At 68.0% G+C, this 23,850-nt stretch carries 28 protein-coding genes and 1 riboswitch; of the genes, 13 read left to right on the top strand and 15 right to left on the bottom strand.

Annotated elements, in window-relative coordinates:
* Positions 1-31: 31 nt before the first annotated feature.
* The 8 genes from ACGFH6_RS33760 to ACGFH6_RS33725 all read left to right on the top strand — a co-directional run bounded on the left by ACGFH6_RS33760 (position 32) and on the right by ACGFH6_RS33725 (position 8,787).
* The gene (locus ACGFH6_RS33760; RefSeq protein ID WP_393392118.1) at positions 32-2,191 is read left to right on the top strand and encodes an RNA degradosome polyphosphate kinase; all 2,160 of its coding nucleotides are present in this window, start codon (positions 32-34) and stop codon (positions 2,189-2,191) included.
* Positions 2,192-2,200: 9 nt separating this feature from the next.
* Positions 2,201-3,079, top strand: coding sequence for an NUDIX domain-containing protein (locus ACGFH6_RS33755; protein ID WP_393392115.1), 879 nt, complete (start codon positions 2,201-2,203; stop codon positions 3,077-3,079).
* 161 nt (positions 3,080-3,240) lie between these two features.
* The gene (locus tag ACGFH6_RS33750) at positions 3,241-3,705 is read left to right on the top strand and encodes a bifunctional nuclease family protein (RefSeq protein ID WP_165555556.1); all 465 of its coding nucleotides are present in this window, start codon (positions 3,241-3,243) and stop codon (positions 3,703-3,705) included.
* A gap of 255 nt (positions 3,706-3,960) precedes the next feature.
* Complete coding sequence (gene pstS / locus ACGFH6_RS33745) at positions 3,961-5,073, top strand: phosphate ABC transporter substrate-binding protein PstS (protein WP_393392111.1); 1,113 nt, start codon at positions 3,961-3,963, stop codon at positions 5,071-5,073.
* 161 nt (positions 5,074-5,234) lie between these two features.
* A complete protein-coding gene (gene pstC / locus ACGFH6_RS33740; RefSeq protein WP_393392108.1) occupies positions 5,235-6,320 on the top strand; it encodes a phosphate ABC transporter permease subunit PstC in 1,086 nt (361 codons plus the stop codon).
* The gene (pstA, locus tag ACGFH6_RS33735) at positions 6,317-7,237 is read left to right on the top strand and encodes a phosphate ABC transporter permease PstA (RefSeq protein ID WP_393392106.1); all 921 of its coding nucleotides are present in this window, start codon (positions 6,317-6,319) and stop codon (positions 7,235-7,237) included. Before pstC ends, pstA begins: the two co-directional genes overlap by 4 nt.
* A gap of 22 nt (positions 7,238-7,259) precedes the next feature.
* A complete protein-coding gene (gene pstB / locus ACGFH6_RS33730; RefSeq protein WP_393392104.1) occupies positions 7,260-8,036 on the top strand; it encodes a phosphate ABC transporter ATP-binding protein PstB in 777 nt (258 codons plus the stop codon).
* A 148-nt stretch (positions 8,037-8,184) separates the two neighbouring features.
* Positions 8,185-8,787: a DUF4190 domain-containing protein gene (locus ACGFH6_RS33725; protein WP_393392102.1), complete on the top strand. Its 603-nt coding sequence runs from the start codon at positions 8,185-8,187 to the stop codon at positions 8,785-8,787.
* 41 nt (positions 8,788-8,828) lie between these two features.
* Here the strand turns inward: ACGFH6_RS33725 and ACGFH6_RS33720 are convergent, their stop codons facing one another.
* Positions 8,829-9,269 carry a DUF2752 domain-containing protein gene (locus tag ACGFH6_RS33720; protein ID WP_393392099.1) on the bottom strand — a complete coding sequence of 147 codons (441 nt, stop codon included), beginning with the start codon at positions 9,267-9,269 and terminating at the stop codon, positions 8,829-8,831.
* Between the two features lie 105 nt (positions 9,270-9,374).
* On the opposite strand from ACGFH6_RS33720, the gene ACGFH6_RS33715 reads away from it, so the two are divergent.
* Entirely contained in the window at positions 9,375-10,076 is a 702-nt protein-coding gene (locus ACGFH6_RS33715; protein WP_393392096.1) for an RDD family protein, read from the top strand.
* An 82-nt stretch (positions 10,077-10,158) separates the two neighbouring features.
* Positions 10,159-10,779 carry an RDD family protein gene (locus ACGFH6_RS33710; protein WP_393392094.1) on the top strand — a complete coding sequence of 207 codons (621 nt, stop codon included), beginning with the start codon at positions 10,159-10,161 and terminating at the stop codon, positions 10,777-10,779.
* Positions 10,780-10,782: 3 nt separating this feature from the next.
* Here the strand turns inward: ACGFH6_RS33710 and ACGFH6_RS33705 are convergent, their stop codons facing one another.
* The 3 genes from ACGFH6_RS33705 to thiC form a co-directional block, all read right to left on the bottom strand.
* The gene (locus ACGFH6_RS33705; protein ID WP_393392091.1) at positions 10,783-11,337 is read right to left on the bottom strand and encodes a hypothetical protein; all 555 of its coding nucleotides are present in this window, start codon (positions 11,335-11,337) and stop codon (positions 10,783-10,785) included.
* On the bottom strand, positions 11,334-11,891 hold the full coding sequence (locus ACGFH6_RS33700) for a transposase (protein WP_393392088.1): 558 nt from the start codon (positions 11,889-11,891) through the stop codon (positions 11,334-11,336). The genes ACGFH6_RS33705 and ACGFH6_RS33700 overlap by 4 nt, the downstream gene beginning before the upstream one ends.
* 246 nt (positions 11,892-12,137) lie before the next feature.
* A complete protein-coding gene (gene thiC / locus ACGFH6_RS33695; RefSeq protein WP_393392085.1) occupies positions 12,138-13,757 on the bottom strand; it encodes a phosphomethylpyrimidine synthase ThiC in 1,620 nt (539 codons plus the stop codon).
* A riboswitch (TPP riboswitch) is annotated at positions 13,748-13,880 on the bottom strand. Its footprint overlaps the gene before it by 10 nt.
* A 51-nt stretch (positions 13,881-13,931) precedes the next feature.
* Here thiC and ACGFH6_RS33690 point away from each other — a divergent pair.
* Together ACGFH6_RS33690 and ACGFH6_RS33685 are read left to right on the top strand one after the other, a co-directional pair.
* Positions 13,932-14,678 carry a lysophospholipid acyltransferase family protein gene (locus ACGFH6_RS33690; RefSeq protein ID WP_393392082.1) on the top strand — a complete coding sequence of 249 codons (747 nt, stop codon included), beginning with the start codon at positions 13,932-13,934 and terminating at the stop codon, positions 14,676-14,678.
* 144 nt (positions 14,679-14,822) lie between these two features.
* A complete protein-coding gene (locus tag ACGFH6_RS33685) occupies positions 14,823-15,347 on the top strand; it encodes a hypothetical protein (RefSeq protein ID WP_393392079.1) in 525 nt (174 codons plus the stop codon).
* Positions 15,348-15,349: 2 nt separating this feature from the next.
* Here ACGFH6_RS33685 and ACGFH6_RS33680 read toward each other — a convergent pair whose 3' ends face one another.
* The 9 genes from ACGFH6_RS33680 to ACGFH6_RS33640 all read right to left on the bottom strand — a co-directional run bounded on the left by ACGFH6_RS33680 (position 15,350) and on the right by ACGFH6_RS33640 (position 21,889).
* The gene (locus tag ACGFH6_RS33680; protein ID WP_393392076.1) at positions 15,350-15,583 is read right to left on the bottom strand and encodes a hypothetical protein; all 234 of its coding nucleotides are present in this window, start codon (positions 15,581-15,583) and stop codon (positions 15,350-15,352) included.
* Between the two features lie 13 nt (positions 15,584-15,596).
* Positions 15,597-16,736: an anion permease gene (locus ACGFH6_RS33675; RefSeq protein ID WP_393392073.1), complete on the bottom strand. Its 1,140-nt coding sequence runs from the start codon at positions 16,734-16,736 to the stop codon at positions 15,597-15,599.
* Between the two features lie 87 nt (positions 16,737-16,823).
* Positions 16,824-17,822, bottom strand: a complete 999-nt coding sequence (locus ACGFH6_RS33670) for an anion permease (protein ID WP_393392070.1) — start codon at positions 17,820-17,822, stop codon at positions 16,824-16,826.
* A 2-nt stretch (positions 17,823-17,824) separates the two neighbouring features.
* Positions 17,825-18,457 (bottom strand): DUF47 domain-containing protein, encoded by a 633-nt coding sequence (locus ACGFH6_RS33665; protein ID WP_393392067.1) that lies wholly within the window; start codon positions 18,455-18,457, stop codon positions 17,825-17,827.
* Positions 18,458-18,596: 139 nt separating this feature from the next.
* Positions 18,597-18,905 (bottom strand): DUF202 domain-containing protein, encoded by a 309-nt coding sequence (locus tag ACGFH6_RS33660; protein ID WP_165554306.1) that lies wholly within the window; start codon positions 18,903-18,905, stop codon positions 18,597-18,599.
* Positions 18,902-19,246, bottom strand: coding sequence for a YidH family protein (locus ACGFH6_RS33655; protein ID WP_393392063.1), 345 nt, complete (start codon positions 19,244-19,246; stop codon positions 18,902-18,904). Before ACGFH6_RS33655 ends, ACGFH6_RS33660 begins: the two co-directional genes overlap by 4 nt.
* Positions 19,243-20,484 (bottom strand): glycoside hydrolase family 3 N-terminal domain-containing protein, encoded by a 1,242-nt coding sequence (locus tag ACGFH6_RS33650; RefSeq protein ID WP_393392060.1) that lies wholly within the window; start codon positions 20,482-20,484, stop codon positions 19,243-19,245. The genes ACGFH6_RS33655 and ACGFH6_RS33650 overlap by 4 nt, the downstream gene beginning before the upstream one ends.
* Before the next feature lie 2 nt (positions 20,485-20,486).
* Positions 20,487-20,972: a MarR family winged helix-turn-helix transcriptional regulator gene (locus ACGFH6_RS33645; protein ID WP_393392057.1), complete on the bottom strand. Its 486-nt coding sequence runs from the start codon at positions 20,970-20,972 to the stop codon at positions 20,487-20,489.
* On the bottom strand, positions 20,951-21,889 hold the full coding sequence (locus ACGFH6_RS33640; RefSeq protein ID WP_393392054.1) for a DMT family transporter: 939 nt from the start codon (positions 21,887-21,889) through the stop codon (positions 20,951-20,953). The genes ACGFH6_RS33645 and ACGFH6_RS33640 overlap by 22 nt, the downstream gene beginning before the upstream one ends.
* Positions 21,890-21,942: 53 nt before the next feature.
* Here ACGFH6_RS33640 and ACGFH6_RS33635 point away from each other — a divergent pair, with 53 nt between their 5' ends.
* Positions 21,943-22,548, top strand: a complete 606-nt coding sequence (locus ACGFH6_RS33635; protein ID WP_393392051.1) for a TetR/AcrR family transcriptional regulator — start codon at positions 21,943-21,945, stop codon at positions 22,546-22,548.
* Here ACGFH6_RS33635 and ACGFH6_RS33630 read toward each other — a convergent pair.
* The gene (locus ACGFH6_RS33630) at positions 22,545-23,207 is read right to left on the bottom strand and encodes a potassium channel family protein (protein ID WP_393392048.1); all 663 of its coding nucleotides are present in this window, start codon (positions 23,205-23,207) and stop codon (positions 22,545-22,547) included. The genes ACGFH6_RS33635 and ACGFH6_RS33630 overlap by 4 nt on opposite strands.
* Entirely contained in the window at positions 23,204-23,722 is a 519-nt protein-coding gene (locus tag ACGFH6_RS33625) for an acyl-CoA thioesterase (RefSeq protein ID WP_393392043.1), read from the bottom strand. The genes ACGFH6_RS33630 and ACGFH6_RS33625 overlap by 4 nt, the downstream gene beginning before the upstream one ends.
* Between the last annotated feature and the right edge of the window lie 128 nt (positions 23,723-23,850).

Genomic DNA, 23,850 nt, shown 5'->3' with positions numbered 1-23,850 from the left:
CATGGCTACCTCCCGTTCACCAAAGGGTGGGATGCTGGACAACGTGGCAGGAGACTTGCTGGCGTCCCACAACCGGGAGTACGACGTCGAGCCGCCGTACGACATCGCGGCGGCCGGCGACCTCCCGGAAGACCGCTTTTCCGATCGCGAGCTGAGCTGGCTCGCATTCAACCAGCGGGTTCTCGAGCTGGCCGAGAACGACCGGATCCCGCTGCTCGAGCGGGCCAAGTTCCTGGCCATCTTCGCCAACAACCTGGACGAGTTCTACATGGTCCGGATCGCCGGTCTGAAGCGCCGCATCGCCGCCGGTGTCGCGGTCCGTGCGGCCAGCGGCCTGCTCCCGCGCGAGGTGCTCGACCGCAGCCTGGCCCGCAGCCGCGAGCTGATGGACCGGCACGCGGAGACCTGGCAGAAGGTGGTCCAGCCGGCGCTGACCGAGCAGGGCATCGACATCCTCCGCTGGGACGAGCTCGAGCACAGTGAGCGAGAGGAGATGACCCGGTTCTTCCGGGATCGCGTCTTCCCCGTGCTGACGCCGCTGGCGGTCGACCCGTCGCACCCGTTCCCGTACATCTCCGGCCTGTCGCTGAACCTGGCGGTCGTGGTCCGCAACCCCGACACCGGCGGCGACCACTTCGCCCGGGTCAAGGTGCCGCCGCTGCTGCCGCGGTTCGTGCAGGTCGCCGAGGGCCGGTTCGTCCCGCTCGAGGACATCATCGCGACCCACCTGGGGCAGCTGTTCCCGGGGATGGAGGTCACCCAGCACCACACCTTCCGGGTCACCCGCAACGAGGACCTGGAGGTCGAGGAGGACGACGCCGAGAACCTGCTGGCCGCGCTCGAGAAGGAGCTGCTGCGCCGCCGGTTCGGGCCGCCGGTCCGGCTCGAGGTGGAGGAGTCGATCGACCCGCAGGTGAAGGCGCTGCTGCTGTCGGAGCTGGGCGTCACTGCTGCCGAGGTGTTCGAGCTGCCCGGCCCGCTGGACCTGCGTGGCCTGTTCAACATCGCCGGTCTGGACCGGGCCGAGCTGAAGTACCCCGGCTTCGTGCCGTCCACCCACCCGCACCTGGCGGAGGTGGAGACGTCCAACCCGGCGGACATGTTCGCTGCCCTGAAGCAGCGCGACGTACTGGTGCACCACCCGTACGACTCGTTCTCGACCAGCGTGCAGCGGTTCATCGAGCAGGCCGCCACGGATCCGCACGTGCTGGCGATCAAGCAAACGCTCTACCGGACGTCGGGTGACTCCCCGATCGTGGACGCGCTGATCGACGCGGCCGAGGCAGGCAAGCAGGTGCTGGTGCTGGTGGAGATCCAGGCCCGCTTCGACGAGCAGGCGAACATCAAATGGGCCCGCCAGCTCGAGCATGCCGGCTGCCACGTGGTGTACGGCGTGATCGGCCTCAAGACCCACTGCAAGCTGTCGATGGTGGTGCGCGACGAGCCGGACGGTCTGCGCCGCTACGCCCACATCGGCACGGGCAACTACCACCCCAAGACCGCCAGGCTGTACGAGGACCTCGGCCTGCTCACCAGCGACCGGGTGGTCACCGAGGACATCGCCCACCTGTTCAACCACCTGTCCGGCTTCGGCCGCAGCTCGGGCTACCGGCGGATCCTGGTCGCACCCCAGTCGGTGCGGCGGGGCCTGATGGAGCGGATCGAGCGAGAGGTGCAGCACCACCTGGCCGGCCGGCCCGCGAAGGTCCGGATCAAGGTGAACAGCCTGGTCGACGAGGCTCTCTGCGACGCGCTGTACCGGGCGTCGCAGGCCGGCGTACCCGTGGAGTTGTGGATCCGTGGCATCTGCACACTCCGGCCCGGCATCCCCGGCCTGTCCGAGAACATCCAGGTGCGCAGCATCCTGGGCCGGTTCCTCGAGCACAGCCGGGTCTTCTACTTCGAGAACGGTGGTGAACCGGAGGTGTGGATCGGCTCGGCCGACCTGATGCACCGCAACCTGGACCGACGGGTCGAGGTGCTGGTCCAGCTGAAGCAGCAGGACCACATCACCGAGCTCGACGAGCTCTTCGACCTCGCGCTCGACGAGGGCACCCAGTCGTGGTGGCTGCAGGCCGACGACACCTGGCAGGCGCGACTGACCGGACCGGACGGAGAACCGCTGCGCGACCTGCAGGAAAGACTCATCGCTACGCGTGGCCGACGCAGAACCGCTGACCCGATTACCTAGGCTGACATCATGAGCAACCCGGCGACCGTCATCGCCGCGGGTGGTGTCGTGTGGCGTGAGCGCCGCGACACCCGGCAGGTGCTGCTGGTGCACCGTCCCCGGTACGACGACTGGTCCCTGCCCAAGGGGAAACTGAATCAGCACGAGCACGTCCTGGTTGCGGCCGGACGCGAGGTCGAGGAGGAGACCGGACACCGGGTGGTGCTCGGCCCACCGGTCGGCGTGCAGCGCTACACGGTCCGCAAGAACGGCGGGACCGCACAGAAGCTCGTGCACTACTGGTCCGCCACACCGGTCGACGACGGCGACTTCCGCCCCGGCGACGAGGTGGACGAGATCGCCTGGCTGCCGGTGGACAAGGCCCGCACCAAGCTCAGCTACCCACGGGACGTGGACATCCTGGACAACCTCGACCGGGTGATCCCGGTTGTCGCCACCCTCGTCCTGGTGCGCCACGCCGCGGCGGTCAAGCGCAAGGAGTGGGACGGCAAGGACACCAACAGACCGCTCAACGGCGACGGTACGGCGGTTGCCGAGCGCATGACCGACGTACTGGCCGCGCTGGGAGTGGACCGGGTGATCAGCAGCGACGCGGAGCGGTGCGCCGCGACCCTCACGCCGTACGCCGCCTCGATCGGTCGGCACATGCACCTGTGGCCGGAGATCTCCGAGCGTGGGTACGACGCCGATCCGGACGGGATCCGCGGCCTGGCGGACCGTGCCTGGAAACAGGGCAAAGTGACCGCCATCTGCTCGCACCGGCCGGTGCTGCCGGCGTTGGCCCGGGAGCTGGGGCTGAGGGTCGGCAAGTTCGCTCCCGGCGCCTTCGTGGTGGCGCACCAACTGGCCGACGGGCGGCTGGTGCACGAACGCTTCAGCGCCCCCTGAAGGTGATCGTTGACACACCCCGGGCACGGCTCGGTGACGATCCAGGCACAGCCGCTGGGGCACCGGGGTGACACTGGTGGTCACGGGTATGTTCCTACCGAGGAACCGGCGTCCCACCGGGTGCCGGCCTGAGGAGAGGTTCGGGGCGCACCATGACGATGATGCGAGAACTGACACTGATCGGGATCCGGATGGAATCGCCCAACCGGGCCCCGGTGATGATGCTGCGCGAGACCGAGGGCTACCGCTACCTGCCGATCTCGATCGGCTCGGTCGAGGCGACCGCGATCGCCTACGAGGAGCAGGGCCTGCGCCCGTCGCGTCCGCTCACCCACGACCTGATGCGCGACCTGATCGAGGCCTTCGGCGTCCACATCGAGGCGGTCGAGATCGTCGAGTTGCGCGACGCGGTCTTCTACGCCGAACTTGTCCTCGGCAACGGTGCCCGGGTGTCCGCGCGGCCGAGCGACTCGGTCGCCCTCGCGGTCCGGCTCGGTACGCCGATCCGTTGTACCGAACAGGTGCTCCGCGAGGCCGGCGTGGCGACGCCGGAGGAGGAGCAGGCCGAGCTCGAACGGTTCCGCCAGTTCCTCGACGGCGTGGCCCCGGAGGATTTCTCCAGCTGAATCCGACGCCGGTTGTTCACCGAAGAGAATGTGCTCAGCGTCACCGAAACGTGCGCCGCACAGCGTTCGGATCTACACAGGGTCACGGCTCTTAACGCAGTTCACCTGCTGGCCGCCTGGCGGCACGCCAACCGTCGCACACGCTATTGGAATCGTTCACCGGTCGTTCACCGGCGACGGACCGGTCGGTCACCTGGTCTCCCTACCGTCTGTGGAAGTTCAGAAGTCTGATTCCCGCAGAAGGGCAACACTCTCGTGTCCGTCAATCGCCTGCTCCGCGTCGGCTCCGTCGCCGTGGCATCCCTCGGTGTGCTCGCTCTGAGCGCCTGTGGCAGTGACCCGGAGCCGTCCGGCTCCTCGAACCCGAGCAGCTCGGATTCCTCGGCCGCCGCCGACTGCCCGCAGGGCACCCTGAACGCCGAGGGTTCCTCGGCGCAGAAGAACGCCATCGACGAGGTCATCAGCAAGTACAACGAGAAGTGCGCCGACGTCACGGTGAACTACAACCCGACCGGTTCCGGTGCGGGCATCAAGCAGTTCAACGCGTCGCAGGTCGACTTCGCCGGCTCCGACTCGGCCCTCAAGCCCGAGGAGATGACCGCGGCCACGAAGCGCTGCGCGAACAACGCGGCCGTCGACCTGCCGATGGTCATCGGCCCGGTCGCGATCGCCTACAACGTGGAGGGCCTGGACAAGCTGGTCCTGGACGGCCCGACCGCCGCCAAGATCTTCCAGGGCACCATCAAGACCTGGAACGACCCGGCGATCGCCAAGCTGAACTCGGGCGCCACCCTGCCGTCGGCCCCGATCTCGGTGTTCTTCCGCTCCGACGAGTCCGGCACCACCGAGAACTTCTCCAAGTACCTGGCCGCCTCCGGCGCCGGTGCCTGGACCGGTGAGCCGGCCAAGAAGTGGACCGGCACGGGTGCCGGCAAGGAGAAGTCCGCGGGTGTCGCCGAGGGTGTGAAGAGCACCAAGAACTCGATCACCTACGTCGAGTGGTCGTACGCCGTCGACAACAAGCTCGGCATCGCCCAGATCGACAACGGCTCGGGCACCCCGATCGAGCTGTCGGCCGAGTCCGCGGGCAAGGCGCTGGCCGCCGCGAAGCCGGCCGGTACCGGCTCCGACCTGGCGCTGAAGCTGGACTACGCGACCAAGGAGGCGGGCGCCTACCCGATCATCCTGGTCACCTACGAGATCGCCTGCACCAAGGGTCTGCCGGCCGAGAAGACCGCGCTGGTGAAGAGCTTCCTGAGCTACTTCGCGAGCAAGGACGGCCAGGCGTCGCTGACCGACCTGAACTACGCGCCGCTGCCGGAGGAGATCCGGACCAAGGTCGACGCGGCGATCCAGTCGATCAGCTGAGTCGGTCGATCCGCTGACGACGAAGCAGCACTGATGCGAGCCCCGGCCGGTCCGAGTCATCGGAAGCGGCCGGGGCTTCGCCTCGTCGGACCCGGGAGCGGGTACGGCGTGATCCTCAGTCCGGACCTGACCCCACGACCAAGGCGCTTGGAGCACCATCGATGAGTAGTCCAGACGGCACGGAACCGCCCGACCGGCCGGCGGAACCCGCCGCCGTGGCAGCAACCGACGACCAGGCGGGACCGAAGCTCGACCTCGGTCCGGTCGGCCACCTCGGCGACCGGCTGTTCAGCGGCCTGGCGCACGGCTCCGGCGGCCTGGTGATCGCGATCGTCTCGTTCGTCGGCATCTTCCTGCTGGCGCTGGCGATCCCGGCCCTGGCCGACGACCAGAGCAGCTTCCTCTTCTCCCGGATCTGGGAGCCCGGCGGCGACCAGCCCCGGTTCGGCATCGCGGCGATGTTCTACACCACCGTGATCAGCTCGATCATCGCGATGATCATCGCGGTCCCGATCGCGGTCGGCGTCGCGCTGTTCGTCACGTACTACGCGCCGAAGCGGCTGGCCACGCCGGTCGCGCACGCGGTCGACCTGCTCGCCGCCGTCCCGTCGATCATCTACGGCCTGTGGGGCATCCTGTTCTTCGCGCCGATCCTGCGGCCGGTGATCGACGGCCTGGCCGCCGCGCTCGGCTGGCTGCCGCTGTTCGAGAAGCCCCCGGGCGACAACGTCGGCGTGGTGTTCACCGCGTCTGTGGTGCTGGCCATCATGATCCTGCCGGTCGTCACCGCGATCAGCCGGGAGATCTTCACCCAGACCCCGGTCGCGCACCGCGAGGGCGCACTCGCCCTCGGCGCGACCAAGTGGGAGATGATCCGGATGGCGGTGCTGCCCTACGGCCGGTCCGGCGTGGTGAGCGCCTCGATGCTCGGCCTGGGCCGGGCCCTCGGTGAGACCGTCGCCGTACTGATCATCCTGTCGGTGCCGAACGGCAACGACCCGTGGAACTCGTCGATCTTCGCCGGTGGCGAGACCTTCGCGTCGAAGATCGCCAACAACGCCGCCGAGTTCGACTCGCCGGAGAAGACCGGTGCCTACATCGCGGCCGGCCTGGTGCTGTTCGTGGTGACGTTCCTGGTCAACTCCGCGGCCCGGCTCATCGTCGCCCGCAGCGGACCGGGTGGGAAGCGGACACGGCGCAACCGCAGCGCCGGCGGAGCCGCCGCGAAGGAAGGAGCCGTAGCGTGACCACGATTGCTGCCAACAAACCGGCGTACGACGGGCAGGCTCTGGACCTGACCGGGAAATCGGGCGCTCGGGCCTTCAAGAACACTCTCGCCACCGTGCTGATCACGCTCGCCTTCGTGCTCGCGATGATCCCGCTGGTGTGGATCCTGTGGACCGTCATCAGCAAGGGCTACCACCTGTTGTTCGACGCCAGCTGGTGGAGCGAGTCGCAGCGCGGGATCACCGTCCGGCGCGAGGGCGGCGGCGCCTACCACGCGATCATGGGCACTCTGATCATGGGCCTGATCACGGCCCTGATCGCGGTCCCGATCGCCATCCTCGGCGCGATCTACCTGGTCGAGTACGGCAAGGGCACCCGGCTGGCCCGGGCGGTCAGCTTCATGATCGACATCCTCACCGGTGTTCCGTCGATCGTCGCCGCGCTGTTCATCTACGCGGTCTGGATCACGATCTTCGGCTTCAACCGGGTCGGTTTCGCGGTGTCGCTGTCGCTGGTGCTGCTGATGTTGCCCGTCGTACTGCGTTCGACCGAGGAGATGCTGAAACTCGTGCCGGACGAGTTACGGGAAGCGTCGTACGCACTCGGCGTGCCGAAGTGGAAGACGATCCTCAAGGTGGTCGTGCCGACCGCGTTCGGCGGCATCATCACCGGCGTGATGCTCGGCCTGGCCCGGGTGATGGGTGAGACCGCGCCGCTGCTGATCCTGGTCGGCTACTCCAAGAACATCAACCTGAACCCGTTCAACGGGTTCATGGGCGCGCTGCCGACGATGATCAACCAGGACCGGACCGAGCTGGCGCTGCAGCCGGCCGCGGACCGAGTCTGGGCGGCGGCGCTCACGCTGATCCTCCTTGTCCTGGCACTCAATCTGCTGGCCCGGCTGGTCGCCCGGTTCAGCGCCGTCAAGTCGAAATAGTCACGAGAGGTTCTGAGTCGATATGGCCAAGCGCATCGAGGTCAGTGGCCTCAACGTCTACTACGGCGATTTCAAGGCCGTCGAGGACGTGTCGATGACGATCGAGCCCCGCTCGGTCACCGCGTTCATCGGTCCGTCCGGCTGCGGCAAGTCCACCTACCTGCGGACCCTGAACCGGATGCACGAGGTGATCCCCGGCGCCCGGGTCGAGGGCAAGGTGCTGCTGGACCAGCAGGACCTGTACGGCTCCGGCATCGACCCGGTCGCCGTCCGCCGGGTGGTCGGCATGGTGTTCCAGCGGCCGAACCCGTTCCCGACCATGTCGATCTTCGACAACGTCGCGTCCGGGCTGAAGCTGAACGGCGTCAAGGACCGCAAGCGGCTCACCGAGACGGTGGAGAGGTCCCTGCACGGCGCGAACCTGTGGAACGAGGTCAAGGACCGCCTGGACAAGCCGGGCGCGGGCCTGTCCGGTGGCCAGCAGCAGCGGCTGTGCATCGCCCGGGCGATCGCGGTCGAGCCCGAGGTGATCCTGATGGACGAGCCGTGCTCGGCGCTCGACCCGATCTCCACGCTCGCGATCGAGGACCTGATCGAGCAGCTGAAGGACCGGTTCACCGTGGTCATCGTCACGCACAACATGCAGCAGGCGGCCCGGGTATCGGATCAGACCGCGTTCTTCAACCTGGCCGCGACCGGCAAGCCCGGCCGGCTGATCGAGATGGGCGCGACCAAGCAGATCTTCTCCAACCCGACCGAGAAGGCCACCGAGGACTACATCACCGGCCGCTTCGGCTGATCCGGTCCACCCGATGGCACGGCCGTCGCGAGGGTTTCCTCGCGGCGGCCGTTCGCCGTTGGGGGCTGGGAGCGGCGCGGGGACGTGACCGGGAACCTGCGGAAAAGATAGCCTGCGAGGATTCCTAGACGTCTCAGAAGGGACTGCGGTGAGTACTCCGACGCCTCCCCCAGGCGATGACCAGAACGACCAGAACAGGCCGCAGGACACTCCCGACGAGAGCGGGACCGACCAGCCTGGGCAGTACGGCCAACAGCCGGGCCAGTACGGGCAGCCCGGGCAGTACGGTCAGCAACCCGGTCAATACGGTCAGCAGCAGCCGGGCCAGTACGGCCAACAGCCAGGGCAATTCGGGCAGCCCGGGCAGTACGGCCAGCAACCTGGTCAGTACGGGCAACAGCAGCCGGGCCAGTACGGCCAACAGCCCGGCCAATATGGTCAGCAGCAGCCGGGCCAGTACGGGCAGTACGGTCAGCAGCCCGGTCAGCCGGGCCAGTACGGGCAGTACCCGGGCGGGGCCTACGGCTACGGCGCTCCGGCCGCGCCGCAGAACAACACCCCGCAGGTGCTGTCGATCATCGGCATCGTCTGCTGGTTCTGCTGCGGTATCGCCTCGGTCGTCCTCGGTCTGGTTGCCCAGGGCAAATTCCGTGAGCAGGGCAAGCCGGACACGCTGGCGAAGGTCGCCTGGATCGGCGGCATCGTCTCGATCGTGCTCTCGACGATCTACACCATCACGCAGTACAACTGACGGCTCGTCGCGGGCGGCGGCGGTGGTCCGCCCGCGACGTCTCAGTTCAGGTTGCGGGCGACGCCGTACACGATCAGGATCACGGCCAGTGCCTTGGTCAGCCGGCCGAAGGTGCGCGGGCTGACCGTCAGCCGGGGCAGGCGGATCAGCCGCAGGGATTCGAGTGCCCAGGCAAGCATTTGGTAGCCGATGGCAACACCGATGAGCGGGCCGATCACCAGCACCACCGGGTTGAAGTGCCAGGCCGCGTCCAGATCCCCACGCAGCAAGGCGGCCGCCATCCGGGTCGCGCCGCAGAACGGGCAGTTCAGGCCCGTGGTCGCGTGCAGGATGCAGGGTATGCCGATCCGCTGGCCGGACAACTGGTACACGGCCGCGAGGGCGAACCCGCCGACTCCGACGGCCGCCGCGCCGAGCGCTCGACGGTCCAGCGGGCGGACCGGACCGGTCGGCCGGAGTACGACGCTCAGCGAAAGACTCACCGGACAACGGTAACTCTCATCTCGTGGGATCCGTAGCCGGAGCTGAGCCGTCGGACCGTTAGCCTGCAACTCACTCCTCATCTGTATTCACTAGAAGGGATCGTCGTGAGCAATCCGACGCCACCGCCGGGTTACGGCCCGCAGGACTCCCAGCAGCCGGGTCAGTACGGCCAGCCAGGCCAGTACGGGCAGCCCGGGCAGCAGCCGGGCCAGTACGGGCAGCAGCAGCCCAGCTATGGCGGCCAGCAGCCGGGCTACGGGCAACAGCCCGGGCAGTACGGTCAGCAGCCCGGCCAGTATGGTCAGCAGCCTCAGCAGTACGGGCAGCAGCCGGGTTACCCGCAGTACGGCGGTCAGCCGGGCTACCCGCAGCAGTACGGTCAGCCGGGCGCGTACGGCGTACCCAGCAACCTGGCGGCCTGGCCGAACCGGGTCGGCGGCTGGCTGGTCGACGTCCTGATCATCGGCGTGCCGTACGGCATCGGCGCGGCGCTTGCGAGCGGCAACAACTCGGCGATGGCCATCCTGGCGCTGCTGTTCTACCTGGTCGGCATCGGCCTGGGGATCTGGAACATCGTGTTCCGCCAGGGCACCACCGGGCAGACCCTCGGCAAGTCGGCGCTGGGTCTCAAGCTGATCGACGGGATGAGCGGCCAGCCGGTCGGTCCGGGCAAGGCGTTCCTGCGCCAGCTCACCCACATCCTGGACGGCATGGCCTGCTACATCGGCTACCTGTGGCCGCTGTGGGACGAGAAGCGGCAGACGTTCGCGGACAAGATCAACAACACGTACGTCATCAAGCTCTGACGTTTCAGCATTCGTCCGGACGCCGTGGCCTGTTCAGGCCGCGGCGTTCGGCGTTCCCGGCGCGGGGCAATACGATGCCGCGGTGAGTACACCGACGCCACCGCCGTACGGGCAGGACGGCCGGCCCTACCAGGGTGGTCACCAGCAGCAGGGCTACAGCCCGTACGGTCAGCAGCAGTACGGTCAACCGCCCTACGCGTATGGGCAGATGCCGCCGCCGTACGGGCAGCCGCAGTACGGCTACGGCTACGGACCCCAGGTCCCGCTGGCCGAGTGGGGCCCGCGGGCCGGCGCCTTCCTCATCGACTCCCTGATCAGCTCCGTGCCGATCCTGATCGGGTACGGCGTACTCATCGCGAACATCGCGACCCGCGAGAACAACACCTATCCCGATGACGGCCCGCAGGCCTACGCGATCATCCTCTTCGTGCTCGGCATCGCCGCGAGCATCGGCCTGACCCTGTGGAACCGGGTCTTCCGCCAGGGCAGGACCGGGCGCAGCGTCGGCAAGAGCGCGCTGAACCTGCGGCTGGTCGACTCCGTGTACTTCCAGCCGGTGGGCGCCGGCAAGTCGTTCCTGCGCGAGTTCCTCAGCGGGCTGTTCAACAACGCCTGCTTCCTGAACCTGCTGTGGCCGCTGTGGGACGACCAGAAGCAGACCTGGCACGACAAGGTCATGTCGACGTACGTCGTCAGGGACTGAGGGTCAGCGCGACAGCAGGAAGCCGGCGCAGGTCACTGCCCACAGCACACTGGTGAACGTGCCGATGATGAACCGCTCGGCGACCGCCTGGGGCGTGACCGAAGCCGGCTGGTCGGGACTGCGCAGCTCCGGATAGCGAGCCAGGCCCTTGATGGCCAGCACGATCGCCAGTCCCTCGGGCCAGCCGGCCACCAGCGCCGCGTAGATGGCCAGGCGCTCGAGCGAACCGATCAGAGCGCCGCCGCGCAGCACCTCACCGGCCTTCTGCGTCGACTGCGCTCTCGTGTTGCCCCGGTCGACGAGAGCCAGCACAGAGGTCGTCAGTGGGCCGCCACCGGTCACCGCCAGCCCGCCGGCCAGCAGGAGCAGCACGTTCCACCAGCGCTCGCGCCAGCCCTCGACACCGTCACCGGCCAGCAGCAGGACGCCGACGGTGATCAGGCAGGCAAGCATCACGCCACTGAGCACGATCTCGAGAGTCGACCCGGCCTTGGGGACCCACGCCAGCACGGCGAGGATCAGGCCGACGGCCGTGAACGACAGGATGAGTGCCGTCACGCGGTGGCTCCGGCGTCGAGTAGCTCGGCCGCCAGCACTCGTCCACGTTGTTCCTCGGCGAATCCGGCTGCCTGGGCCCGCTGTGTCACCGCGGACTGACTGATGCCGAGCTTCACGCCGATCTCGCGCCGGGTGAGCCCTTCGGCCAGCAGGTCGGCGACAGCCCACCCGCGGTCGCTCCGCCGCCGCAGCACCGAAGCCATCAGCCACAGCACCGTCTCGACCTGCTCGGCACAGTGCGCGTCGGAGCCGACCACGTTGACGTGGTGCGGGCTCGACTTGGCCCGGTTCACCGCCTCCCGCGCGAACACGAACGCGTCCCCGCTGCCAGCCCGCGTACTGCGCGGCAGAGGCTGTGCGACCGCACCGACTCCGAGCCCGATGTACCAGGTGTCGGCGCGCAGCAGCTGGACGATCACGTCGATCGTGGCGCGCGCTTCGGACAGCACGCCCTGCACCTCGTCGCCGGCCGTCCGCTCGAACTTGCGGAGCAATCCGGTCCGCCGCGGCCGGCGGTTCAGGATGTTCAGTAGCTCGGGTACGAGATCGGTCATGCTTCGGCTGCCCCGCTGATCTACCGTGAGAACGAAGACCACTGTGCTGCACCTCCTTCCCGACGCTGTTAAGGCTACAGTCTTATTCACGTAGAGTGAAGGAAAAAACCTGAATCGGTTCATCCGATCACTCCTCGTGATCGCCTCGCAGAACCGCCGGTCCCCTAATTCTCCGCTGGATCCGGGGGCCGAGGCATCTCGACTCGCCCCCCGGATCTCACCGAGAGTCAGCGGGAAACAGGACGCTCACTCGGCGAGCGGCAGGTACAGCTTCTTGTCGTGGGCCTTGAAGGTCTCCGACATCTCGGCGAAGCCGGCCTCGATCGCCTCGGTGGAGGTCAGGCCGCGTTCCTCGGCGTACGCGCGGATGTCGGCGGTGATCCGCATCGAGCAGAACTTCGGGCCGCACATCGAGCAGAAGTGCGCGGTCTTGGCAGGCTCGGCCGGCAGGGTCTCGTCGTGGAAGGACCGCGCGGTGTCAGGATCCAGCGAGAGGTTGAACTGGTCCTCCCAGCGGAACTCGAACCTTGCCTTCGACAACGTGTCGTCCCAGGCCTGCGCCCCCGGGTGTCCCTTGGCCAGATCCGCCGCGTGGGCAGCGATCTTGTACGTGATCACGCCGGTCTTCACGTCGTCGCGATCCGGCAGGCCGAGGTGTTCCTTGGGCGTGACGTAGCAAAGCATCGCCGTACCCAGCCAGCCGATCTGGGCCGCGCCGATCGCGCTGGTGATGTGGTCGTACGCCGGAGCCACATCAGTTGCCAACGGCCCCAATGTGTAGAACGGCGCCTCGCCGCACAGCTCCTCCTCGAGCCGGACGTTCTCGGCGATCTTGTCCATCGGCACGTGCCCCGGACCCTCGATCATCACCTGGACGTCGTGCTCCCAGGCGATCTTCGTCAGCTCGCCCAGGGTCCGCAGCTCGGCGAACTGGGCCGCGTCGTTGGCATCCGCGATACATCCCGGTCGGAGACCGTCGCCGAGTGAGAACGTGACGTCGTACTCGCGCAGGATGTCGCACAGCTCGGCGAAATGCGTGTACAGGAAGGACTCCTGGTGATGCGCGAGGCACCAGGCGGCCATGATCGACCCGCCTCGCGACACGATCCCGGTGACCCGCCGCGCGGTCAGCGGGACGTACCGCAGCAGGACGCCCGCGTGCACGGTCATGTAGTCGACGCCCTGCTCGCACTGCTCGATCACCGTGTCGCGGTACACCTCCCACGACAAGTCGGCCGGATCGCCCTTCACCTTCTCCAGCGCCTGGTACAGCGGCACGGTCCCGATCGGCACCGGCGAGTTGCGCAGGATCCACTCCCGCGTCTCGTGGATGTTCTTGCCGGTGGACAGGTCCATCACCGTGTCCGCGCCCCACCGGGTGGCCCAGACCAGCTTCTCCACTTCCTCCTCGACCGAACTGGTCACCGCCGAGTTGCCGATGTTCGCGTTCACCTTCACCAGGAACTTCTTCCCGATGATCATCGGCTCGCTCTCCGGGTGCCGCCGGTTCGCCGGGATCACGGCCCGGCCGCGCGCGACCTCGGACCGGACGAACTCCGGGTCCATGCCCTCCCGCAGGGCGACGTACTCCATCTCCTCGGTGATGGTGCCGGCTCGCGCATGCGCCAACTGGGTCAGCGGCGCGCGCCCGGCGATCCAGTCCCGCCGAAGCGCGGGCAGACCGGCTTGTACGTCGATCCGCGCCGACGCGTCCGTGTACGGACCGGACGTGTCGTACAGGTCGAAGTGTTCGCCGTTGGTGAGGTGGACGCGGCGGGCCGGAACCTCCAGCTCGCCGCGATAAATCTTCTCCGAGCCCGAAATGGGGCCGGTGGTGACAGTGGGCCGAATCGTGCTGACAGTCACTGTGCTGCTCCCTACGCCGGAATTACCCGGACAGGTTCGGCGGTCGGCGGCGCCGGACAGGTGTCGTTCTCCTGCCAGCCGCCCTCTCAGCCCGCTACGGTGCGAGCTCCCGCGATCTCCAATTGTCACGGTTACTCTAACCCGTCGTCTTGACCGGGCCGGTAGCGTCGGGGGATGCGAGACCTCGTGTACCCGCCCGTGATCGGCTTCGCGAAGACCGCGTTCAAGGTGCTGGACCTGAAGATCCGGATGACCGGGACGGAGAACGTGCCGCGGACCGGTGGCGCGGTGATCGCGCTGAATCACATCAGCTATGTCGACTTCATCCTGGGCGGGTTCGGTGCGGTGCCGAGCAAGCGGCTGGTTCGCTTCATGGCCAAGGACGTGCTGTTCCGCAACCGGTACTCCGGCCCGTTGATGCGCGGCATGCACCACATCCCGGTGGACCGGTCGGCGGGTACGGCGTCGTACCGGGAGGCGATCCGCTACCTGAACGACGGCGAGATCGTCGGGGTGTTCCCCGAGGCAACGATCAGCCGGTCGTTCGAGCTGAAGGAGTTCAAGTCCGGCACGGTCCGGATGGCCGCGGAGGCCGGCGTACCGGTCATCCCGCTGATCCTGTGGGGGACGCAGCGGATGCTGACGAAGGACCATCCGCGCGACTTCTCCCGGCACCGCGCGATCGCGATCACCGTCGGCGAGCCGATCACGGTCGACACCGACGACGACGCGGCCGAGGCGACCGCGCACCTGCGCACGACGATGGCCGGGATGCTCGATCGGACCATCCGCGACTACCCCGAGCAGCCGGCCGGCGCCTGGTGGCTGCCCGCGTCGTACGGCGGTGGTGCCCCGTCACCCGCGGAAGCGGAACGCCTGGACCAGGAGGAGCTCGCCCGGCGGGCGGCCCGCCGCAAGTAAGCACACCGTCAGTAACGCGGACAAGACCTTGACCCCCGGGTGACCCCGAGGGTACGAAAGGCTCTTGTTGACAGTGCAGGAAACCTGGGGGGTCCCTGTGACGCCGGCCGGTCGGCGGCGGTACTCGGGTAGGCGGGGAAGGTTGTGTTCGATTCACCGGAAGAGCTGCATCTCTTCGAACCGGGGATGCTCGCGGTGGCACCGCATGTCGCGGAGCACATCCCGGACGCCGGCGTCTACTTCGTCGACTGGGCCGTCCAGGACCTGCCGGCGGACCGCGCCCGCGAGGTCGAGTCCGCTGTGAACGGCAGGCGCTGCCAGAACGGCTGGTTCCCGCTGGAGAGCCTGGACAGCATCGGCAGCCGGGGGTACTGGCGTGGTCCGCTCACCTACCTGGCCCGGATGACGGCCGACGACACCACGATCCTGCAGGAGTGGTCGGCCAACGGGCTCACCGGCGACGGCCAGAGCCGGATCGAGGCGACCGTGAACCACCTGCTCTACCAGCAGGGTCACGCGGCCGCGGCGACCTGGGCCGTCGCGGTCCGCCCGCAGACCTACCTGGACGCGGCGCTGCTTGGCGACCGGCTGGCCGCCGCGTGGGAGTACAACCTCGGCTCGATCCGCTCCAAGGACGTTGCCAAGTCGGTACGGCGCTGGAACCGCTGACGTCAGTGGAACTGCGGGATGATCAGGTACAGCCCGTAGAGCACGGCCGCCAGGCACGCGGCGAAGCAGAGTCCGGCCACCGAGGTGTCGATGATGGACGGCGGCTTCTTCTCGTCGATCGCCACCGCCCGCCGCGCCATCGCCGCCACTCCGAGCGCGAACACGACCGCCACCCCGACCCCGAAGATCAGGCTGACCAGGGCCACCTCACCGAGGGCACTCCAGTCCATGTGCATCGCCGTACTCCTCTCAGGCCGCCGTGGCCGTGGTCGGGGCGGGCGCCGTGCTGCCCGGGTACTCGTTGACGTTCTCCGCCGTCACCGGCCTGCGCCGCGCCGCCACATAGAGTCCACCGCCGGCCACGATCGCGAGGGTCGCGACGATGACGACGCCGGCGTTGCCGGTGTCGGCCACCCGGCCGGCCATGGCGCCGATGATCGCGGCGGAGGGCAGCGTGAACAGCCAGGCCATCGCCATCCGCCCGGCGACTGACCAGCGCACCTGCGCGAGCCGCTTGCCGAGGCCGGCGCCGAGGATGCTGCCGGAGCAGACCTGGGTTGTGGACAGTGGGAAGCCCAGGTGCGACGAGGTCAGCAGGACCGCGGTCGAGCTGGTCTCGGCGGTGAAGCCCTGCGGCGACTCGATCTCGGTCAGGCCCTTGCCCATCGTCCGGATGATCCGCCAGCCACCGAAGTACGTGCCCAGGGCGATCGCGAGGCCTGCCGCGAAGATCACCCAGGTCGGCGGGGCCGACCCCTGCGCGAGACTGCCCGAGGTGATCAGGACCAGCGTGATGACGCCCATCGTCTTCTGTGCGTCACCGGTGCCGTGGGCGAGTGAGACCAGTGATGCGGACGCGACCTGACCGGCCCTGAACCCGTCGTTGACCGACTTCTTCCGGGCCCGCTGAGTGATCTTGTAGGCCAGGAAGGTGCCCAGCAGCGCGACCACGCCGGCCACGATCGGCGCGGCGACCGCGGGGATGAGGATCTTCTGCACCACCGTCGCGAAGTTCACCGCGCTGGCGCCGGCCGCGATCCAGGTGGCGCCGATCAGGCCGCCGAACAGGGCGTGCGACGAGGAGCTCGGGAGCCCGAAGTACCAGGTCACCAGGTTCCACAGGATCGCACCGACCAGGCCGCCGAAGATGATCGGCACGGTCATCTTGGAGTCGTCGACGAGGCCGCTGGAGATCGTCTTGGCCACTGCGGTGGAGAGGAACGCGCCGACCAGGTTCAGCACCGCGGACACGGCGACGGCGACCTTGGGTCTGAGCGCACCCGTGGCGATCGATGTCGCCATCGCGTTGGCGGTGTCGTGGAAACCGTTGGTGAAGTCGAACACCAACGCCGTAATGATCACCACGACGACGAGAAACGAGAGGTCCATCGCTATCACTCCCCCTGGACGGACGGCGATACCGTCGATCGACGGTAGGCCCGGCGAGTGAATTCGAAATGAACTCTCGGCTGCGACTTACTCCAGGATCAGATGCGCAACGCCGTAAACGAGTGCGGCCACCAACCCGGCGGCAGGAATGGTCAGCACCCAGGCGGTCACGATCCCCCTCGCGACGCCCCAGCGGACCGCGGACAGTCGCTTGGTCGCACCGGAGCCCATCACCGCCGACGTGATCGTGTGGGTGGTGGAGACCGGCGCGTGCAGGCCGATCGCCATCACGTACAGGACCCCTGCGGCGACCGTCTCGGAGGCGAATCCGCGGGCCGGGTCCAGGTGGATGATCCGGCGGCCGAGCGTCCGCATGATCCGCCAGCCGCCGGAGTAGGTGCCGAGCGAGATCGCGGTCGCGGCGCTGATCTTCACCCACAGGGGGATGCCGTCGTTCTCGTTCACGTGGCCGGTGGCGAGCAGGGCGAGAAAGATCACGCCCATCGTCTTCTGCGCGTCCTGCAGGCCGTGCCCGAGCGCCACCGCGGCGGCCGACAGCGACTGCGCCATCCGGAAGCCACGCGTCGTCTTGCCAGGGTTGCGGTGCCGGAACAGCCAGAGGATTGCCAGCATCAGCAGGAAGGCCCCGGCGAAGCCGATCACGGGCGACAGCACCATCGGAATGACGACCTTGTCGACGATCCCGGACCACTCCACGACGCTCGCCGAGGCGAGTCCGGCGCCCACCAGACCGCCGATCAGCGCGTGCGTCGAGGAGCTGGGCAGGCCGAGGCGCCAGGTGATCAGGTTCCAGGTGATCGCACCGAGCAGTGCGGCGATCACGATCACCAGGCCGGGTTCGCCGGCCGGAATGCTGATGATGCCCTCGCCAATGGTTTCGGCCACCTCGGTGCCGGCCAGCGCACCGACGAAGTTGCACACCGCGGCCATCGCCAGCGCCAACCGGGGTGTGAGCGCCCGGGTCGAGACCGAGGTCGCGATCGCGTTCGCCGCGTCATGGAAGCCGTTGGTGTAGTCGAACGACAGCGCGATGACCACGACGGCGATGACGAGCGCCAGCTCCACGCTCAGCTCTCCTTGACGGCGATCTGCTCGACCGTGTTGGCGACGTGTTCGAAGGCGTCGATCCCGGCCTCCAGCAGGTCGACCACGGTCTTGAGCTTCATCACGGTCAGCGCGTCGTACTCCCCGCTGAACAGCTTGGCGACCAGCCGCCGATGCACCGCGTCACCGGTGTTCTCCAGCCGGTTGATCTCGATCCAGTACTCGGCCAGGTCCTTCATCGTCCGCAGCCGGGGCATCGTCTCGGCGGTCAGCTGCGCCATCCGCTGGAGTACCTCGATCTGCTCGGCGATCTCCTCCGGCAACTTGTCCAGGTTGAACAGGTGGACCGAATCGACGGCCTCCTCCATGAAATCCATCACGTCGTCGAGATCGGAGGCCAGCCGGTAGATGTCCTCGCGGTCGAACGGGGTGACGAACGTCGAGTTCACCCGGCGGATGATCGAGTGCGTGGTCTCGTCGGCCGCGTGCTCGGCGTCCTTCATCTGGGCGGCGATCTGATGGCTCGACGACAGCCCGGTTCCGGCGGTGCTGCCGAGCAATTCGGCCAGGATCCGGGATCCGTCCACGAGGTGGTTGGCGGATTCGGTGAAAAGGTCGTAGAACGTCGGGTCGTTCGGACGCAGACGTAACGGCACTTCAAGCTCCGGATGAACGAGGGACAAACCGTGAACATGCTAGGGGGAACACGCGGTTGACGCGGCATCCGCCTGGTCAACCTAGCGCGTCGGGATGAACTGGTGCGCACTGATGGGACCGGAGAGTAATCAGACTGTTTCAGCGAGTGATCACGGCGTACAGGTCGAAGAGGCCCACCACGAGCACCAGTCCGGCCGCGATCCGGAGCACCCGGTCGTGGCCGAGGGCATGGACCGCGGCACCTCCGGTCCGCCGGTAGACGGCGCTCACCGCCGCCCAGCAGGACAGGGACAAGACAAGTACGACGATGCCGAGGCCGGTGCGGACGTCCGACGTACCGTGGCCGGAGGCAAGCAACAGGACGCCGTTCGCGATCAGCCCGAGGGCGGTCCGGCGCCAGGCGAGCAGGGTGCGCTCGGGCTGCAGCCCGGGATCGGGTGTGCTCATCGCCACAGTGAGAAGATCAGGCCGATCAGGCCGACCACGGCGATCGTTGCCCCCAGCATCAGCGGCAGGCGGGTTAACGGGAGCGGCCCACCGCGGCGGATCGCGTCCAGGTTCTGCTGCCAGCGGCGGAAGGCGCCGGCCGTGGTGATGATACCGACAGTGACCAGAACGACACCGATGATGCGAGCGGGCCACCGGTCCGGACCGAGGTCAAGGAACTGCACCGCGGACAGACCGCCGGCGTAGCAGGCCAGTGAGGTCCGCAGGTAGGCCAGATAGGTGCGTTCGTTCGCCAGGGTGAAGCGGTAGTCGGGTTCGCGCTCTTCGTACTCCTCCGTCATCCGCAGCTCACCAGGCCGTACTTCTGCTTCAGTGTCAGCACACGCCTCACGCTACTGCTCAGCTGCGCGGAGAACGTCCTGTCCTGCTCGGCCTTGGACACCAGGGCGTTCACCATGGTGGCGGTCTGCGAGGCCGTGGCGTTGATCACGATGTCCCCGCCGGCCGCCACGAACCGCGTGGCCCGCTGCCCCACCGGCACCGACTTGACCTCCGCGGCCGCTCCGACGTCGTCGGTGATCACCACTCCGCCGAACCCGAGGTCTCCCCGCACCATCCCCTGGATGACGGTCCGCGAGAACACGGCCCGGTTCTTCGGATCGATCTTGGCGTACGTGACGGTGGCGATCATCACCATGTCACTCCCCGCCCGGACGCCGTCCGCGAACGGCTTGAGGTCGGCGTCCCCGCGGACGGTGACGTTGTCGACCACTCCGGACGAGAAGTCCGTGTTGCCGCGCACCCGGCCGAGCCCCGGGAAGTGCTTGACCGAGGTCATCACTCCGGCCGACCGCATGCCGCGTATGAATGCCTGGACCGGCGGCCCGACCTCGGCCGGGGTGTTGCCGTACTCACGATCCAGACTGCCGATCGGTGCGTTCTGACTCTTGAGAGAGCTCGGTACGACGTCCGCCACCGGAGCGAGGTTGAGGTTCACACCGGCCTCCTTGAGCTGGTCGCCCCAGTGGTCCGCGTTGCTGGTGAGCTTGGAGCTCGACCAGGTGCCCTGCACAGTGGCCGCGGGGATGCGGTCGAACCCGGGTCCCTTGAGGCGCTGGATCTGTCCGCCCTCCTGGTCCGCAGCGATCAGCGGCCGGACGCCCTTGACCGTGGCGGCTGTCCTGGCGGCAGCCATCGCCGTACGGGTGTGGGAGAGGCTGCCACCGGTGCCGAGCAGGAGTACGCCGCCGGGCTTCTGCTGCTGGACGATGGAGCGCTGGCTCGAGGTCATGCCGTTGGCGCTGATGCCGGTCAGGATCAGCTGGGCCGCCTTCTCGTCGAGCGTGAGGGCTTTGAGCTTCTGGTCGATGCAACTCGTCGGTGTTGCGGTCGGCGTGGGGGTCGGCGTCGCTGACGGCGTCGGCGTCGTGGGTGCCTCGGTGGTCGGCGGCTGCGTTGTCGGCAGCGGCACCGAGGACGAGGGCGCCGTACTCGGACCCGCCGTGGGTGGAGAGTCCGTGTCGCCGCAGCCTGCGAGCAGGAGAGCCGTCAGCAGGACCAGAGCGGCTGGATGCCTCATCGTCAGCGTCGCTCCCAGGCGGCGCGGTCGATTGTGTCGCCGGAGTGCCGGACCAGCGTCACGCAGAGGTCGTAGAGGTGCTCGACCTGCTCCTCGCTGAGCGCGTCGAAGATCGACTTGCGGACTTCCTCCACATGACCGGGTGCCGTCTCGACCAGCTTCTGCCGGCCGAGGTCGGTGATGATCGCCACCTGGCCGCGACGGTCGGACTCGATCGCCTCCCGCCGTACCCATCCGGTCTGCTCCAGCCGGTTCACCGCATGCGACAGGCGGCTGCGTGAACCAAGGGTGGCGACGGCGAGCTCACTCATCCGCAGCCGGCCGTCAGGCGCGTCGGACAACCGGACCAGGATCTCGTAGTAGGTGTGCGGGATTCCGGCATCGCGTTGCAGCTGCTGCTCGATCCGGGTGTTCACCACGCGCTGGGCCGCGATGAACGCTCGCCATGCCTGCTGCTCTGTCTGGTTCAGCCACCGGGGTTCCGCCATCCCCGCAGCGTAGCCAGTACGGCTCCGTCATGCTCGTTGAGCCTGATCAGCAGTACGGCGGCCGCACAGACCAGCATGCCGACCACCGCCAGCGCACCGATCGTCTCGTCGAACATCAGGAAGGCCGTCACCATCGTGGTCGGCGGCACGAGGTACAGCAGACTGCTGATCCGAGTGGCACCGGACAGCTTCAGGTTGACCAGGTACAGACCCCAGCCGCCGCCCGTTGCCAGCAGCACCAACCAGAAGACAGCACCGTAGAAGCCCGGCTCGTTCGGAACCGTCAGCTGGCCGGTGGTCGCGGCCAGCGCGACGAACAGCACGGTGGAAACGAGGCTCTGGATGCAGAGTGCGTCGAGCGAACTGGTGCTGGGCTTGCGGCGGCGTTCCAGACACGTGCCGGCGACCATGCCGAGCACGCCCCCGAATGGCACCAGGAAGAGCAGCGGTGAGAGGTGGCCGGCGTGGAGGTCGTCCGCGACGACGAGAGCCACTCCGGCGAGGCCGAGAGCCAGACCGATCCACTGACGTCGATCGACGGGTTCGCTCAGCAACGGTCCGGCGACTGTGGCGATCAGGATCGGTTGCAGCGACCCGATGAGGGCCGTGACGCCCGCGCTGATGCCATGGTCGATCCCGGTGAAGATGAGGCCCAGATAGACGAACTGGGTGAGGACAGCCATCCACACCTGGGTCACCAGGTCCCGCTTGGTGACTCGCGGGCGGCGGATGGCGAGGATCACCAGAGCCAGCGCGCCCGCGACCACATAGCGCCAGGCAAGCAGGTCGAAGGCGGTCGTGTACTGCGTCCCCCACCGGGCGCCGATGAACCCCGAGCTCCAGAACACGACGAACCCGGCGCCCGCGATCACAGTCACCGCGGGCAGACGTCGTACCGGAAGGGCCTGTGTGGTCATGAGGACACGGTAAACATACAGGTCGGTATACTGTCAGTGTGCTAGCTCAGGAGATGAGACTGCGGGTGGATCGCGGGCTGTCCGAGGAGGCCCGGCTGACGCCGGCCGGGGAGCGGATCCTGGCCGCGGCGTCGACGCTGTTCTACGAGCAGGGGATCCGGACGGTCGGCGTGGACACGATCGCCGCGGCCGCCGACGTGACCAAGAAGACGCTGTACGACCGGTTCGGGTCGAAGGATCGGCTGATCGCGGCGTACCTGGACCGGCGGAACCGGGTCTGGCACGCGTTCCTCGACGAGCAACTGGAAGCGCGCAACCCCGGTACGCCGGAGGAGGTCATCCTGGCGTTGTTCGGGGCTCTGACCGACTGGGTGGCGGGGTCGCGGAACGGTTGCGGGTTCATCAACGCGAGCGTCGAGCTGGCCGCGCCGGACCATCCCGCGATGCCGGTGATCGTCGGGCAGAAGCAGTGGATGCGGTCCGAGTTCAAGGCACAGGCGGAGCTGGCAGGGCTTGCGGACGCGGATGAGCTCGCGGATCGTCTGCTCCTGCTGCACGAGGGCGCACTGGTGAGCTACCGGGTGGCGGCGATGGACGATGCGCCCCAGGTGGCGAGCCGCGCGGCCGCCGACATGCTGGCCACGTGGCCGCGGATCTAACTGTTGCTCCGTCTCATGATGGTCAGACCGACCAGGCGGGACACCACCATGGCGACGTACCCGAGCCCGGCGAGCTGCTCGAGCATCACCACCGACCTGCCCCAGGACGTGATGGGGATGATGTCGCTCAGCCCCGTGCTCGAGAGCGTGGTGAAGCTGAGGAACAGCAGCTCCATCCAGGTGCGATCGCTGGCCGGGTCAACGGCTGCGGTGAAGCTGCCGGGCACGAGAGCCTGCACGACCACGTAAAGGTAGGCGAAACCCCAAGCCACCAAGGTGAACGTGGCACCGGTGGCGTACAGCTCGTCGGCGCTCACGTCATGGTCGGACAGCATGTAGCGGAGCAGGCTGTACGCCGCGTAGAAGTAGAAGGCGGCGTGTAGTACGCCGGAGATCGCGATCACCGGCTCGGTCGGGTTGACTGCGTCGACCAGTGACAGTGCGACGGCTGGGATGCCCAGACAGATGCTGACCCAGGTCAGCCCCGGCGTGGCCCGCACCGAGAACACGGCGAGTGCCAGTACGACGATCCCGAGGATCTCGAACGCGACCCGTCCGCCCCGGGATCCCTCCATCGCCGGATAGACCAGCACTCCGAGCAACTGCACCACGAGCAGAACTGCGGACGGGTGCCGCCGCGCACTCCCGACGACAGTCATGTCCCGGCCTCCCCCATCTTGCGGGACTCGATAATCGCCGCGCGGCGCGCCAGCCGGTGGTGCCGCCGGATCTCCGCCTCCCGAAGCCGCCGCCGCTCCTCGTCGGTCTCGGCAATCACCTGTGGGACCTCGCGAGGCTTGCCGTGCTCGTCGACCGCGACGAACACCAGGTACGCCGAGGCGACGTGCACCTCCGGTCCGACGGCGTCCCACCGGTCCGCGGTGATCCGGACGCCGACCTCCATCGAGCTCCGGCCGGTCCAGTTGACCTGGCCGCTCAGGTGGATGACGTCACCGACCCGGACCGGCACCAGGAACACCATCTCGTCCATCGACGCGGTGACCGCCGCGCCGCCGGAGTGCCGGGCCGCGACCACGCCGGCGACCGAGTCGACCAGAGTCATGATCACGCCACCGTGCACTGTCCCCAGCAGGTTGGTCTCGTTCTGCGCGGTGATGTGCGACAACGACAACCGCGTCACCGACGTCGGCCGGGACGACGGGGTGCTGGACATGCCGACTCCTTCTGGGTGGGGCCTTCTGGCGGGTCTGCGCAGACTATCCCGGGCGGGTTGTCCACAGGTTCGGAATCACCGGCCGCGACGGGTGCCGATCCTCGTACTTTCTCTGGGCGAGGAGGTGG

Source organism: Kribbella sp. NPDC049227 (assembly GCF_043197265.1).
In the GTDB taxonomy this organism is placed as follows: Bacteria; Actinomycetota; Actinomycetes; order Propionibacteriales; family Kribbellaceae; genus Kribbella.
This window is presented reverse-complemented; position numbering and strand designations above follow the sequence as displayed.